This is a genomic window from Rhodococcoides kroppenstedtii (genome assembly GCF_900111805.1).
Taxonomy (GTDB): domain Bacteria; phylum Actinomycetota; class Actinomycetes; order Mycobacteriales; family Mycobacteriaceae; genus Rhodococcoides; species Rhodococcoides kroppenstedtii.
This window is the reverse complement of record NZ_FOJN01000002.1, coordinates 57,632-71,656: the sequence shown is the minus strand read 5'-3', so window position 1 is coordinate 71,656 and position 14,025 is coordinate 57,632. Positions and strand designations below refer to the sequence as shown.

General features: G+C 59.4%; 18 protein-coding genes. 3 read left to right on the top strand and 15 right to left on the bottom strand.

Annotation, left to right across the window (positions count from 1 at the left end):
- Nucleotides 1-20: 20 nt before the first annotated feature.
- The 5 genes from glmM to BMZ18_RS02490 form a co-directional block, all read right to left on the bottom strand.
- A complete protein-coding gene (glmM, locus tag BMZ18_RS02510) occupies nucleotides 21-1,379 on the bottom strand; it encodes a phosphoglucosamine mutase (protein WP_068360457.1) in 1,359 nt (452 codons plus the stop codon).
- 133 nt (nucleotides 1,380-1,512) lie between these two features.
- Complete coding sequence (gene rpsI, locus BMZ18_RS02505) at nucleotides 1,513-2,022, bottom strand: 30S ribosomal protein S9 (RefSeq protein WP_139203828.1); 510 nt, start codon at nucleotides 2,020-2,022, stop codon at nucleotides 1,513-1,515.
- Nucleotides 2,023-2,066: 44 nt separating this feature from the next.
- Nucleotides 2,067-2,510 carry a 50S ribosomal protein L13 gene (gene rplM, locus BMZ18_RS02500; RefSeq protein ID WP_068105976.1) on the bottom strand — a complete coding sequence of 148 codons (444 nt, stop codon included), beginning with the start codon at nucleotides 2,508-2,510 and terminating at the stop codon, nucleotides 2,067-2,069.
- A 167-nt stretch (nucleotides 2,511-2,677) separates the two neighbouring features.
- Nucleotides 2,678-3,034, bottom strand: a complete 357-nt coding sequence (locus BMZ18_RS02495) for a TraR/DksA family transcriptional regulator (protein ID WP_068360496.1) — start codon at nucleotides 3,032-3,034, stop codon at nucleotides 2,678-2,680.
- 142 nt (nucleotides 3,035-3,176) lie between these two features.
- Nucleotides 3,177-3,455, bottom strand: coding sequence for a WXG100 family type VII secretion target (locus BMZ18_RS02490; RefSeq protein WP_068148789.1), 279 nt, complete (start codon nucleotides 3,453-3,455; stop codon nucleotides 3,177-3,179).
- 256 nt (nucleotides 3,456-3,711) lie between these two features.
- Here BMZ18_RS02490 and BMZ18_RS02480 point away from each other — a divergent pair, with 256 nt between their 5' ends.
- Genes BMZ18_RS02480 through BMZ18_RS19270 form a run of 3 tightly spaced genes read left to right on the top strand, consistent with a single transcriptional unit; the run spans nucleotide 3,712 to nucleotide 6,016 of the window.
- Nucleotides 3,712-4,983, top strand: a complete 1,272-nt coding sequence (locus tag BMZ18_RS02480; protein ID WP_074921738.1) for a TIR domain-containing protein — start codon at nucleotides 3,712-3,714, stop codon at nucleotides 4,981-4,983.
- A gap of 23 nt (nucleotides 4,984-5,006) precedes the next feature.
- Entirely contained in the window at nucleotides 5,007-5,537 is a 531-nt protein-coding gene (locus BMZ18_RS19275) for a hypothetical protein (RefSeq protein ID WP_139203787.1), read from the top strand.
- A complete protein-coding gene (locus BMZ18_RS19270; protein ID WP_139203785.1) occupies nucleotides 5,534-6,016 on the top strand; it encodes a hypothetical protein in 483 nt (160 codons plus the stop codon). The genes BMZ18_RS19275 and BMZ18_RS19270 overlap by 4 nt, the downstream gene beginning before the upstream one ends.
- 149 nt (nucleotides 6,017-6,165) lie before the next feature.
- Here BMZ18_RS19270 and BMZ18_RS02475 read toward each other — a convergent pair whose 3' ends face one another.
- The 10 genes from BMZ18_RS02475 to BMZ18_RS19580 form a co-directional block, all read right to left on the bottom strand.
- Nucleotides 6,166-6,567 (bottom strand): hypothetical protein, encoded by a 402-nt coding sequence (locus BMZ18_RS02475; RefSeq protein ID WP_139203783.1) that lies wholly within the window; start codon nucleotides 6,565-6,567, stop codon nucleotides 6,166-6,168.
- A complete protein-coding gene (locus tag BMZ18_RS02470; RefSeq protein ID WP_068360469.1) occupies nucleotides 6,567-6,944 on the bottom strand; it encodes a hypothetical protein in 378 nt (125 codons plus the stop codon). Before BMZ18_RS02470 ends, BMZ18_RS02475 begins: the two co-directional genes overlap by 1 nt.
- A complete protein-coding gene (locus tag BMZ18_RS02465) occupies nucleotides 6,945-7,265 on the bottom strand; it encodes a hypothetical protein (protein WP_139203781.1) in 321 nt (106 codons plus the stop codon).
- 175 nt (nucleotides 7,266-7,440) lie between these two features.
- Nucleotides 7,441-8,316: a phage major capsid protein gene (locus tag BMZ18_RS02460; RefSeq protein WP_068360474.1), complete on the bottom strand. Its 876-nt coding sequence runs from the start codon at nucleotides 8,314-8,316 to the stop codon at nucleotides 7,441-7,443.
- 132 nt (nucleotides 8,317-8,448) lie between these two features.
- Nucleotides 8,449-8,886 (bottom strand): phage scaffolding protein, encoded by a 438-nt coding sequence (locus BMZ18_RS02455; RefSeq protein WP_074921736.1) that lies wholly within the window; start codon nucleotides 8,884-8,886, stop codon nucleotides 8,449-8,451.
- Nucleotides 8,883-10,220, bottom strand: a complete 1,338-nt coding sequence (locus BMZ18_RS02450) for a phage portal protein (protein ID WP_068360477.1) — start codon at nucleotides 10,218-10,220, stop codon at nucleotides 8,883-8,885. Before BMZ18_RS02450 ends, BMZ18_RS02455 begins: the two co-directional genes overlap by 4 nt.
- Nucleotides 10,221-10,312: 92 nt before the next feature.
- Complete coding sequence (locus BMZ18_RS19075; RefSeq protein WP_139203779.1) at nucleotides 10,313-12,364, bottom strand: phage terminase large subunit family protein; 2,052 nt, start codon at nucleotides 12,362-12,364, stop codon at nucleotides 10,313-10,315.
- Entirely contained in the window at nucleotides 12,361-12,798 is a 438-nt protein-coding gene (locus BMZ18_RS02440; protein WP_068360483.1) for a hypothetical protein, read from the bottom strand. The genes BMZ18_RS19075 and BMZ18_RS02440 overlap by 4 nt, the downstream gene beginning before the upstream one ends.
- A gap of 284 nt (nucleotides 12,799-13,082) precedes the next feature.
- On the bottom strand, nucleotides 13,083-13,340 hold the full coding sequence (locus BMZ18_RS20280) for an HNH endonuclease signature motif containing protein (protein WP_074921787.1): 258 nt from the start codon (nucleotides 13,338-13,340) through the stop codon (nucleotides 13,083-13,085).
- A gap of 359 nt (nucleotides 13,341-13,699) precedes the next feature.
- Nucleotides 13,700-13,840, bottom strand: a complete 141-nt coding sequence (locus BMZ18_RS19580) for a hypothetical protein (protein ID WP_156511582.1) — start codon at nucleotides 13,838-13,840, stop codon at nucleotides 13,700-13,702.
- Nucleotides 13,841-14,025 lie beyond the last annotated feature (185 nt).

Here is a 14,025-nt window from a genome sequence, read left to right as displayed (position 1 = left end):
GCTGTCCTCGGGCAGGACCGTCAGCGACCGACGGCGGCGACCCGCTCGGCGATGCGGCCGGCGAGCCGCTCGGCCGTATCGGTGTCGGCCGCTTCGACCATCACGCGCACCAACTGCTCGGTGCCCGACGGACGCAGCAGCACCCGGCCCTCGTCACCGAGCTCGTGCTCGGCCGCGTCGACCGCCGCGGTGACCTCGGCGGCGGCGGTCGCGGCCTGCTTGTCCTCGACCCGCACGTTGATCAGGGTCTGCGGCAACGTCCGCATCACGGAGGCGAGCTCGCGCAGCGACCGCCCGGTCGACGCCATGCGGCTCATCACCTGCAGGCCGGTCAGGACGCCGTCGCCCGTGCTGCCGAACGCCGGGATCACGATGTGGCCGGACTGCTCGCCGCCGAGACCGTACTCGCCGGCGCGCAGCTCTTCGAGGACGTACCGGTCGCCCACGGCGGTGGTCCGTACGGTGATGCCGGCCTCGCGCATGGCGAGGTGCAGACCGAGGTTGCTCATGACCGTGGCGACCAGAGTGTTCTGCGGCAGGGTGCCGGCGTCCTTCATGGCCAGGGCGAGGATCGCCATGATCGCGTCGCCGTCGACCACGTCGCCGTTCGCGTCGACCGCGAGGCATCGGTCGGCGTCGCCGTCGTGGGCGAGGCCCAGATCGGCACCGTGCTCGAGCACGGCCCGCTGCAGGACGTCGAGGTGCGTGGATCCGCAGCCGTCGTTGATGTTCAGCCCCGTCGGCTCGGCGTTGATGGCGACGACGGTGGCGCCGGCGGCGCGGTAGGCGTCGGGCGCCGCGGAGGAGGCCGCGCCGTGGGCGCAGTCGACCACCACGGTGATGCCGTCGAGCGTGGTGGGAACGGTCTTGGCGAGGTGGTCCTCGTAGCGGGACAGCCCGTCGGGTGCGGTGCGCACGCGACCGATGTCGGCCCCGGTGGGCCCGGCGGGAGCGGCGTCGAGCAGGGCCTCGATGCGGTCCTCCTGCTCGTCGGCCAGCTTGACTCCGCCGGCCGCGAAGAACTTGATGCCGTTGTCGGGCATGGCATTGTGCGACGCGCTGATCATGACGCCGAGGGCAGCGTCGTACGCGTCGGTGAGGTAGGCCAGCGCCGGGGTGGGCACGACGCCGACGGTGAGGACGTCCATGCCGGCGGACGACAGGCCCGCCACGATGGCGGCTTCGAGCATCTCCCCGCTTGCCCGAGGGTCGCGGCCGACGACGGCGACGGGCCGGGACGCGGACCCGTCCGGGGCCGTGCTCGTGTCCGAGGCACCCAGGACGGCGGCGCCCGCGCGGCCGAGGCGAAGAGCGAGATCCGCGGTGACGTCCGCGTTGGCGAGGCCTCGAACCCCGTCGGTTCCGAACAGTCGGCCCATGGCGGTTACCTCTTTCGAGCGGTGGTACGGGTGACGCGAGTGGCGTACGAGCGGGTCCGACACGACGCAGGCGCTCGCAGCCGTCCCGTGAGGGACCGGCCGGAGCGCCTGCGTCGGGTGAAGTGCCGAGGAATCAGCGCTTCGAGTACTGCGATGCCTTGCGGGCCTTCTTCAGGCCGTACTTCTTGCGCTCGACCGCACGCGGGTCGCGCGTGAGGAAGCCGGCCTTCTTCAGCGCCGGGCGATCGTCCGGGGTGGCCTCGATGAGGGCACGGGCGATCGCGAGACGCAGGGCGCCGGCCTGGCCGGAGGGGCCACCGCCGTGCAGGAGACCGGTCACGTCGAAGCTCTCGGCGCGCTCGACCAGCACGAACGGGCTCTTGATGAGCTGCTGGTGCACCTTGTTCGGGAAGTAGTCCTCGAGGGTGCGGCCGTTCAGCGTGAACTGCCCGGTGCCCGGGGTCAGACGCACGCGGACGACGGCTTCCTTACGACGGCCGACGGTGGTGACGGGGCGGTCGATGTAGACGGCCGGACGGGCCGCTGCCTCGATGTCGGAGACGACCTCGGGATCCTCGACGGAGACGAACTCGTCGGCGATCTCGACGTTCTCCTCGGGGGCGAACTCGGCGGTCTCGGTCACGACGTTCTCGTCGACCGACTGCTCGGGGGTCTGCTCGGGGGAGGTCACTGGGCCACCTGCTTGATCTCGAACGGAACGGGCTGCTGAGCCGCGTGGGGATGGTCGGGGCCGGCGTACACCTTGAGCTTGCTGGCGATGGCCGTACCCAGCTTGTTCTTCGGGATCATGCCCTTCACGGCCTTCTCCACGACGCGGTCCGGGTTCTTGTCCATGACCTCACCGATGCTGCGCGCGCGCAGACCACCCGGGTGGCCGGAGTGGTGGTAGTGGAACTTGTCCGTCCGCTTGTTGCCGGAGATGGCAACCTTGTCGGCGTTGATGATGACAACGAAGTCACCGCCGTCGACATTCGGGGCGTAGGTGGGCTTGTGCTTGCCGCGCAGCAAGTTCGCTGCCTGGACGGCAAGGCGGCCGAGAACGACGTCGGTGGCGTCGATCACGTGCCAGGTCCGGGTGGTATCCCCGGCCTTGGGCGCATACGTGGACACGAATGACTTCCTTGTCTCATCGTCGATGTGCTGGCCGACGTCCGATCGGTGGTTCCCGGCGGCCAGTGGAGACCCGAGAGACCGGCAGACACGCATCGAGGTGACTGCATGTATCGAACGCCAACGGAGTACCTTACCGGCCCGCCGGATCGCAGGTCAAAACGCTGTCAGCGGCGGACGGAGTTGCACTCGATGCATCGACGGGCCGCGGGAAGCGCGTCCAGCCGCGCGTCGGCGATCTCGCGTCCGCACTTCTCACACATCCCGTAGGTGCCGGCGTCGATGCGCGCCTGCGCCTCGTCGAGCTCCCGGAGTTCCTGCCGGGCGTCCCGCAGCATCGACGCGACGGCGGCGCGTTCGAACGCGATGGTGGACCCCTCCGGATCGTGCTCGTCGTCGTCGGTGGTCCAGCGTGAGCCCTCGACGATGGCTCGATGCTGGTCCTCGAGGGACACGACGCGTGCCGTCGCCTCGGTGCGGGCATCCGCGAGCCGTGTCCGTGCCACGGCGAGGTCGACGGTCATGCACGCGAGTGTGCCCGCACCCACCGACAGAATCGCGTTCGTGACCGGCCCCGCACCCCCGACACGACCGTTCCCGCCGTCCGGCCCGAGGTCACCCACTCGGGGCGACCGGGTTCCGAACGGCGGGAACGGTGAGCGACAGCTAGACGAACATTCCCCGATTGGCCGCCTCACGTGCCTGCATGTCGGCGTTCCCGCGGCTCACGGCCGTCCCGACCTGTTCGAGCACCTGATTCAGTTCGAGCGCGGCAGCATCCCACTGCCGCTGCTTGTCCTGGTAGGACTCCGACGCGGCGCCCTCCCAGTCGGCGACGAGCGGGGTGATGATCTGCCGCAGCTCGTCGAGCTTGGCGTTGAGCGCGGCCTGCTTCGCATCGATCTGCGCACTGACCTGATCGATCGCTCCGAAGACGTACCTCATGTCGATTCCTTTCTCGATGGTGAACGGGCCGCGTCAGAGGTTCAGCGACCCGGCGACGCTGACCGCCCGCGTGTTGTCGTCCTCGGCCGCGGCGTACGCGGTGCCGGACGCCTTGATGGAATCGCCGATGGCTCCCAGGGCGACCTGCAGTCTGCTGGCCCGAGTTTGGGGTCATTTGTGACAGGTTTCGAACCCTCCCACGACACGTCACCACACGATTGGGGACTCCATAAGAACCGACCGGTAAATTGATCGCATGGCAGTCACCGAGTACGGGCAAGCGTCGGGATTTTGGAGTTACGTCCATGACGACAACGAAGCCGAAGATGGACGAATTCTCCTGCTGGCTGACCGGCTAACGAGCCGCTACAAGGTGCGGACCGGCCGAAATCTGCGATTGTTCACTGACCGCAAGATCGGCTGGGGCGAGGAATGGGAGCGGGTGATCAACGATGAACTGACAAGCGCCACCTTCCTCATCGCCGTTGTAACACCCTCTTATATTCAGAGCGCGGCCTGCCGACAAGAATTGCTACAGTTCTACTCCAACGCCAAGACCCGAGGCGTAGAAGAACTCGTACTTACTATTATCTGGTCCGACGTCCCGGACTTGTCCACCGAATCACCGGACCCCCTTATCAAAATCGTGGCCTCAAAGCAGTTTGAACATTTCGAAGACTTGAGCCTACAGGAACCCGATCACAGCGATGTTCGCAAATTTGTCAATAGACTCGTAACCGAACTCCTTAGGATCGAACGCGCAGTCGAAGCCAAGCCGGAAATCCCCCTCTCGGAGATTCCGCAAACTGAACCACCACCGGAGGGCGCAGACGAGAGGCCGACCTCTGACGAGGGGCTGATTTACGAGGACGAAGAACCGGGCATCCTCGATGCCAACGCTTCGCTGGAAGCCCATATGGCAGAGTGGTTGATCGTTATGGACGAGATACCGCCCATTATGAATGAAGTGAAAGCAATTACCGCCGAGTACACTCCGCTCGTCACAAGGGCACGAAATGGATCGTCCGGCAGTCAAGGAGCGCAACAAACACTCTCCGTCCTGCACCGCTACGCGGCGGAACTGAATCCTGTGGCTGACCGCATGCTGGCAAAATCGCAAGAATACTTACAAAAAGCACTCGAGGTGGACCAACAGGTCAGAATCATTCTTGCCAGTCACGCCGAGCAGTATGTTGGTCCCGGCCAAAACCCCATCATAGACGGAGACCACCAGGCGTTGCGCGAATTGGCAGCAACGGGCGCGGATACCGTTACCGCTATCGAAGATTTCCAGAAGGAAATTGCCCCGGTCGCTAAACTAAGCCAAAGCGTTCGCAAACCGCTAGGCAAACTTCACAAAGCCTCCCAAAACTTGATCGACACACAAGCGACATTCGACGACTGGGTAACGCGAGTCGACACGATGGAATCGATCGCACTTGCCCGTGAGGCACTTCACAGCGCCCTTCAGGAGACAGCCGAGATTGACCAGCCAGGAACAGACTCGGATGCGGAGCGCGGAGAATGATTTGGTGGTTCGAATGGATCAAAGTGGCTGCCACACTGACCGGTCCTGCACTCGCGGCAGGGCTGGTCTGGTTGGGCTGGAGTCGAACCGATAGAGACGCCAAATCACGCGACGAAGACAACTGGCGAAGGACAACGCTGGCTAACGCGGTTACCGACCTCATCAGCGTGGCGGAGGACTTAGTTGCCGAGCCAACAAGCATCAAAAACGTCCAGCAGGTGAGGGATCATTCCTCGAAACGCGCAGTCTTGGGCCAAAAGGTACTTATGATCGACATGTGCGGTAGCGCAGAAATGGCATTACTTGCAAAGCGTTACGAGATGTCCATTATTGTTTACAGCAACTGGAGCAACAAGGCTTTCGCGGGCGGCACGGCCGACCTCGACCTGCTTGCGGAGGCAGGATATCAGGGTAAGTTGGCAGAACACGGCAACCAGGTTGTTTACTATCGCGAAAAACTGGCGCAAGAGTTGAAAAATGACGTTATGCCGCGACGTTCACGTCTTTCAGCCGCAGAGCGCGCATCGGCCAACCCCGAAGAAAAGCGACCATGACTCCGCAGATTTATCTTCTTTCCGCCGGCATCGCTGCGGTTGCGGCAATACTGGCATCAATCATCACAAACTCCATGGCAAGTAAGCGCGAACACGACGCTTGGCGTAGAGAAGAAATCACCACACTCTTCGCCAGCATTCTGACAGAAATCGGAGAAATAAGAGAGGAAACTCGACAACGAACGCGAACCATGAATGAGATCAACGAGCGAATCCAAAGACTTCGTTCATATTCGTTTCAGATTTTGCTTCTGGCCGACGATAAAACACCCGAAGAATACCTTTCGGTTCTTACCAACATGCAAATCGCAGTGCGCAAAAACTATTCAGAAGCCAAATTTGTAAACGACGCGGAATTGTACGCAAACGTGTTTCCCGATGCTTTGAAATGGATGGCAACAGCCGGGCGTCGCTTGGCACGTCGCGATCCTGGCAGAAAATTCTTACGCCGACGCAAAGACATGGACGTTAAAGCCTAGTCGCTTGCCGCTCGATACGCACCCGATATTGGTATTTGTGATACAATTTCCGTATTGCTTTCACGCAATGACCCATTGGGTAGATGGGTCCTCCTTTTGAGAACACCCCGGTTTCTTCGCACTGGCATGTGGACCGGGGTGTTTCTCTGTCAGTCGACCAGTTCGAGGTACAACTCGTACCCGGCGATCTCCCCGTGCAAGTCGACCTGAGTCGTCATGCCGGAGATGTTGAACCGCTCCTGCTCCCAGCGCTCGCCTGTCCAACGCTGGTAGTACGGCTTGCCGGTCTTGCTGCGGAGGTTTCCGGCTCGTTGATCCAGCGACCACTCCCCTGTCGGCACCTCGAGCCTCACGAACTTCTTGTAGGCGTACTCGGCACCGAACATCTCCAACGAGTCCTCCGGCGAGACCGCTGAGACGGCGCACGCCGTTGTGTCGTACTCCAGGTAGTCCCAGTCCCTGACCGTCTCGTTCGTGCCCTCGTCAATCGTTGTGTGCTGCGAGTAGATATCGACCAGTGACGGGTAGGACCGCACGATGAACGACGGCATCAGAACGTCCACCAGACCGGCAATCGGCGCTCGTCAGCAATCGACCTCGTAGTGACTGACCGGCTGCGGTTCCAGGACAAATTTCTCACTGCTGCCAGTGTCAGACGGGACACCGCAAAGTTGTGGTCGCCAAACGTCACGGTCACCTTGTCCTGTTTGGACGCTTCCACGTTGGCCTGAGCGAACACGTCCGAGTTGTCCATGTAGGCCGCTTGCCAGGCCACGGCGTAGGCCGACCAGGCCAGATCGGACGGCAACGTGATGAGCGATTCCGGTCTACCGGCGCAGACCTCAAAGACGGCCTGAGCGCGCCGGATCAGCGCGTCGTCCACGGTGTAGCCGGTGATGCGGGAGACGTCTTCTACGGTCGCCAGCATCTAGATCAGTCCTCGCTTGACCTCGATGACGGCCAGGTCCGTCAGGTCGTAGTTGGTGCTGCCGTGTCGACGTAGTTTCGCCTGGACCTTGTAGTCCCCGACCATGGTGAACGGCGAGACAGGGCCGAACTCGTAGGCAATGTGTCCCTCGTAGACGTTGGCGATGTAGCCGGTGCCGCCCTCGGTGAGCGTGCCGTCCGGTGCCGCGAACACCACATCGACCGTGAACTCATAGGGTCTGAGGTCTCGCGGCTGACGACGCTCGTCCACCACCTTGATCAGCAACTCTTCTGCTGGCGCTTGGCCTAGGTAGTAGGTCATAGGATCACGACCTTGACGTGCTTGCGCTCGAGCGATGCCAGGATGACCGGCACGCTGTGAGTGACTGTGATGCGTTTGCGCGGAAGTACCGCTGTCAGTTCGAGTTTCGTGTTTGTCATAGTGAATCAGCAAAGGGCGGCAAGATGTGTGATCCTGCCGCCCTCCGTGCCTGGAATCAGGCTGCTGTTACCTCCAATACGCCGAACGCTTCCTTGCGACCCACGGCGAACGCCTTACGGGTACGCATCTTGATATGCGGCTCGTCGGTGGCAAAACCGGCATCGAAACTGATCAGCGACTCGATCGGTGATCGGTCACCCACGATCAAATGCTTACGGTTGCCCACGATCAGCAACGGATTGCCGGTCGGGTTCCAGGTGTTGGTTGCGCTGGTCTTCGCTCCGTCCGAGAAGCGGATCTCGTAGCCGAACAGCGTCTGTGGCTGTCCTGCTGATACCTGCTCGATGAACAACGGACGACCGTTGCCGTCCACCAGTCCGCGCAACTGCGACTTGAACGATGTGTGAGCGATGATGATGGTGTCCGGATCGGCCCAGTAGCGACCGTTCTCGGCCTTGGCTACTACGTCACTGAGCATGGCGTAAGTCAGCGCACCTGCTGTCTTGATGACTCCGGTGCCGACCTCTTTGTAAACACTGGTGAACGGAACCGTCGTGCCGTTGCCGTTCGCCGTTGTCGCCAGGCAGGCGTTGTCGAACTTGCGGGCGTAGTTCGTGGCCCAGCCATTCTGGTACGCGGTGATCACGTCTACGTGCGCGTCGGCAATGTCCTCCTCGGCCACGATGACGCGTCCGCCGAACTTCACGGCGTCGAGTAGCACGTTGTCGAGCAACGGCTGATCTTCTGGGTACAGACCGCCCTTCTCGATTGCTACTACGTCAACATCTCCTAGACGTGGTGTCTTCTGTGTATCTGAGGTCATGTTGACTCTGCGTCCAACCGCCTCCACCGCCGAGAACTGCTCGACAGTCTGAATTACTTCGCTTCCGTACTCCTCCGGTACCCAAGCGTTTGCGTTGATTCTTGCCATTTGTGTTTCATGTATCTCCTAATAAAATTTACAAGTTATAGTCCTGCATGGACATTGGAAGTCGTCTCAGCCTCTCGCGTTGACGATATGAACATCTCGTTCGTTGCGCTAATTATACCAAATTTCGTTACATCAAGTATTGCGTGTTTGCTGTAGCAGTTTCTCTGCCGAGGACAGCGCACGCTTCGGTACCGGGCGCTCTGCTGCGTCAATCTTCGGCGCTCGGCGCTTGGCGTCGAAAAATTCAGGGAATTCCTCCTTGACTGCTACCAACTGCTGATCGAAACCAACAAGTTCGCCGTCATCGCCAAGGTCAATCTTGCTGGTGTCCAGCACCTTGACGATTTTCGGGTTAGTAGCGCCGTGCTCGGACAATGCCGCCCCGATCTTGGATGAGATGTAGGACGACTTGTATTTGCCTGCCGCCTGACTGGTCGTTTCCAACTGCTCTGTCAGTTCCTTGACCTTGTGGCGATTGCTTGCGGCCTCTTCGTTTGCCGACTTGAGCGCCGCCCGTAGTCCGTCAATATCTACTTCCGTGCTCTCGGGTGTTTCGTTCGTATCTGTCATGCTGCTGTTTCTCCTTCGATGTTATTTATATTTTCTTGCTTGTTCAAAAGACCTGCCGTCTTCCAAGTTTCAATCTGCTCGGTGTCGTAGCCCTCTTCTGCTAGCACCTGTTCGACAGGAAGGCCGGCTTGGACCTTTCTGTTCGCAATTTCCCATCGCTCCGCCGTGTCGATGGACTCGATCTGACGCCAATGGACTTGCACGTCACCGGGAATCTTGTTGATCGCCAGGACGAACAGGAAGAGCCGGCGCAGGGTGTTGCCGATGCTCAGTTGCCTCGTGCGCGTCTTCTTCACCAGCGGAGCCTCCGCCGCTCGTACCGCCTGACCTGACACGTTGGTCGCCACCGCCTCGAACACGTGGAACGGCGTGCTCGTCACAGAGGCCATGGCACGCACGTACTCGCGGTACGGGTCGATGAACGACTTAGGGTCAGCCGCCGTGAACTGGCCTACCTTCTCGACGTTCTGCAACCACCACACGCTGCCGGGACTCGAGTCGAGTACGTCGTCATCGTCTGTCTCGTCCGTCAGCGAGACCGGAGTGCCCTCGTGCGATGCCGCCAGGGCGTAGCGGGTCGGGAAACCGTAGTGATCTACGGATGCCATCTGGCTGATCAGCAACTTGTTGATCATGTCCTGAGCGCCGTAGGCCGCTAGATGTTCGGGCCTGCCGTACTGGTCGATACCTGTGGTGAAGTGGAAGACGGGAATCTGACCGAACTCGTTCGGAACGGTGCCCTGCTCGTCGGTCTCGTCATCAATGTAGGGCTCGAAGTCCGAGTCTTTGACCGTGAACGGCAGTCGCTCCGACGCACTGAGATACTTCTCGATCCTGTCGGCGTAGAACAGGTTCAGACGATGCCGCGTCTTGCCGTCGATCTCTACCGGCCACAGTTTCGCGGCTACGTGTGGCTTGCGCGGGTTCTCAGGGTCATAGATGACGACCGTAGACAACGGGCTGTTGTAGTAAATCTGCGTCTGGCCGGTCTCGTCGGGCCACGCGATCAGATACGCACTGCCGTAGATCAAGGTCTTCGTGATTAACTGCGTTAGTTCGAGTTCCAGGTTGTTTTCCTGGAAGACAGAACCGATCAGAGTTTGAGCGGAGGCCTCCGTTCCGGTTACGCCGGTCACTTCGAGCCTGTTCGCCACTGCATCCACGGGCGTAGCCGCGTAGTTCACGCGAAATTGATCGCCCGACTTGGCTAGTTCACGCTTGACCGCCGGGGACGCGAAAATCTCTTCTACCGTACCGTCGTAATACGCTTCGGCTAGTAGGTAGCCGTCCTGCTTGTCAAGAATAGTCTGTACTGCTGTCGTGAGGTCTGACATATAATGTGCTAATAATGCTCCAATTCGTAAGATTCTATTTGAAGTGTTAGTTCACTTTGCACCCATTTTACCATTTAAAGCGATTTCATGCGTCAGGCAATGTAACGCTTGCGCTTTGCCGTCGGTTTGCGGCTCGGTGCTAGTAGGACGTGGATGCCCGTGCCTGCCGCGTCGATGAGGTCGTCATGTGCCACCTTGGGGAACGCGAACATCTGATCTTCGAGGGCGGCGAACCGTCTGGTGTGCCTGACCTGATGCTTGCGGTAGTAGTCGAGCATGCGTGCCGCCCTGGCCGTCTTCGGCTCGGTGTGATGGATCGGCACGTAGCGAGCCTTGATGCCGTCGAAGACCTGAGACCACACGTGACCACCTTGATTCGTCTCCACCAGCACGGCTGCCGCCTCGAACGACTCGATGAGGTCGTTCACACGCTCCGTGAGCGCCGTAGAGACAAGTTTGACCTGTTCGGCATGGCGAACGTAGACCAGACCGTCACGGCCCAGCGACAGCACAACTAGGCCGGTGTAGTCGCTGCTGGTCTTCGTGCTCACTGCCGGGTCCACGCTGATGATGGTCAGCCCGTAGTCACCCTCACCGATCACAACGTCTTCGTCAGCCCAGTACGCCGCATCAGCGTTGACGGGCCGGTTCATCATGTTCATGGCGAACGCTCGTGTGTTGCGTACCCGGTTCAACTCGGCCATCGGCTTGAACTCCGGCCACCAGGAACGCTCGGTGCCGTCATCGTCGGTCAGGATCGCCGGGTAGTAGTGGACCGTGATCTGCTCGTCCACGATCCAGCGAAGTTCAGGGTCAAGAGAGTCATAAAACGACACATCATCAGTAGGCCTGACTATTGCCTGCTCCCCGTTGTTTCGCTCAGGAGTGCCATGTAGTCGATGCCATTCGATGTTCTCGGCACTTTGAAAATCTGACACACATTCATTGTTGGTAGATGTATCCCCGAAAACCCCGATTGATTTAAACCCGGCCTTGCCCTGGCTTGTACCGGCCTCGGCTCGCTCGGTCAAACCGTGATCATGTTCCGATCTTTGCAAATCTTCGCAATGTAACGATGCTGTATCAGAATGAGCCTGATCGGATGGGTTTGTACCAATTGACTTCTGCCCGTTCGTTTGCTCGGAAACGTCGATCTGAGTGCCGATTGCTACCCCCTCTAAAACCGATTCTGCGGCCTCAAACGGCTTCCCCGGGACCGAGTGGCCGGATGGGGTTACAATCAGTTCTAGAGCGTCTGAGGCATGTGTTCCTGATTTGGTTTTGGATAGGCAAACCTTATCTGAACTTACATAATCAATATTATCGGTCGACATTATCGACAATGATTTATCATTGCCAAAATTATTGACAATCTCGCGGCTGTCTGAGCCGGCCTGAGCCTCGTGGACCTTGCGGCACTGGTCGATAATCGAACCGGCCATCGTGGTTGTTCCCACGAGAACGACCGAGGCTCTACTAGCCAAGTAGAAGATGCCGTCGAGCAGTGTGCGCTTGCGCTTCTCCGCCTCTGCCGCCGAGTAGTTGGACTCAGTAGGTTCCACGTCATCGAGCAAGATCAAATCTGGTCGCTGGTCCCCTAACTTCAATCCAAGACTCTTGCTGTCCACACCCTTGGCTGAGAACGAGAACCCGTTGGCCTGTTGGATCAGATCGTTGGACTGGCTGACGTACCTCTTCACCTGGCCGCGCATCAGCGGACGGCAGAGGTCGGGGAAGTCTCGCTTGAGCAGGTCGTTGTGATCGAGTTCGGCCTTGAACGAGTTCAGATGCTTCGTGGCCTGGTCAGCGGAGTCGGAGAAGGCCGCGATGAACCTCAGATGCCCGTGCGCTGCTGCCCAGAGCGGCAGAATCTTGAACAACCACTGGCTCTTACCGGCCTCACGCGGAGCGATCCAACAGTCTCGGGCCGTATGTCGACTGGTCCAAGTGGTTCGGGCGTACTCCCCTAGGTCCCAGTGAAAGTCAGAGAAACTGGGCGGATTGTCTTCGAAGCGGATGCTGTGCAACAGGTAAACCACCGCGAACAACATTGGATCGTCTCTGGTCAGCAACCGTCTACCGGCTGATGTGGCTAACAGGTCTCTCGGGAACCGGCTGATGTAGTCGAGCGGCTGAACGGTCACAATGAGCCGGCCTGATACTGCTCATATAGTTTCAGTGCTTCTACATCGGTCATATCTTCCGCTGCGGGACGAACCGACGTGGCCTTGCCCTGGATTGCTCGGATCGCGTCGGTCGCCTTGCGAATGGCGTTGGTCAACTTATCCAGGTCTGCCGGGGTCAGGCTGCGGTCCTCCATCAACTCGCGGCTTCGCACGATCGCCTCTTGATAGACGATGATCTGCTCGGTGTCCCCATAGAACGAATTGAATTCTGCCGCCTTGGACTTCAGTTCATCGAGTTCGATTTCGATGCCCTGCTCCTCACACCACCTCTTCAGCGTGGCCCATGAGCCTGGGTATCCAAGTTCGCGCTTGGCGGCTGCGATGCCGATATCGCCTGCCAGTTCTGCTGCCTGACGTTGTTCTTCCTCTGTATATTTCGCTATTCTAAACATCTTCTTTCTGTTGGAATTTGATTGAGTTTTGGGTCGTCAATCTCGACCGTTCAGTAAACGAACACGCGTCGACTTAAGCATAGGAGCGGGTTAGCAATATTCACACTTGCTTCTATCTTACTGCTAACCCGATCCGCTCTACGCTTCCGCGTCTTCTATGTCGAACTTCTGTACTGAGAACTTCGAACGTTCTGCTACGAACTGACGGGCTTGTTTCTTTGTGTGGAAGTCTGCTACTACCAAACTGCCGCCGCGCTCGTCGTCTACTACTACCGTGAATCTCTTCATACTTCCTCCTTTGTTTTACATATTCTGCATACCACTACCCCGCGAAATTTGTAATGATTGCTCGGTGTTCTTTCATGACCTGCCGCGCAGAACTGCTTACGGTCTTCCTTGATCTGGGCCATGTTCTCGGCATGAGTGCCAGCCGAAAGGTGCTCAGGGTTGATGCAGTCTCGTCTGCAACCGCGAGCGTGCATCACTTCCCTACCAACCGGAACCGGGCCGTGCGCCTGCTCGTAGGCCACTACGTGAGCCATCCTAAGCCGATTGCCCCGCCTGACTCTGGCGTAGCCGTTGCGGTCCCGTGCCGTCAGGGCGTAGACGTGACAACCGTTGGCATCCACCGCATAGAGCATCCGCTTAACCGATTGAGTCACACCACTTTGTCCGTTCGTCTCTGATGTAGAGATGACTCGGGTTGATGCAGTCCAGCCGTCTGCATGATCTTCTGACGACTCTGCCGCCCGGAATCGGCCCCACGAACTCGCGGTACACCACCCGGTTGACCAAGACTCGCTGTCCGGTATCAGTCAGCACCGGAGCGCCGTTCGAGTCGTGTCCTCCGACCCAGATGTAGCACTGTTCGTCCCGGTAGAACGGCAGCATCCGGATGCGCTCAGCGAGCATGCCTAGCCGCCAAGTCCTCGAACAGACGCTTGATGTAGGCCTTCGTCTCGTCTACCGACCGGTCCCGCTCAATGATGCCGCTGCCACGCTGTGCCGGATCGGCTGACACTTCGACCAGGATCACAGCCACGCTAACCGCAACTTTTCGTTGTGATCGCAATCCTGTTCGTCACACTCTAAACAGATTTCTAGCATATCGTCTTCACTCATAATGTTCCTACGTTGGCATAGATTAGTCTTTCGACTGAGCCACATCAATTATAACACAATTGCGTCTAAAATGCTTTTGCATGTAATTCGAATAGATCTACGTCA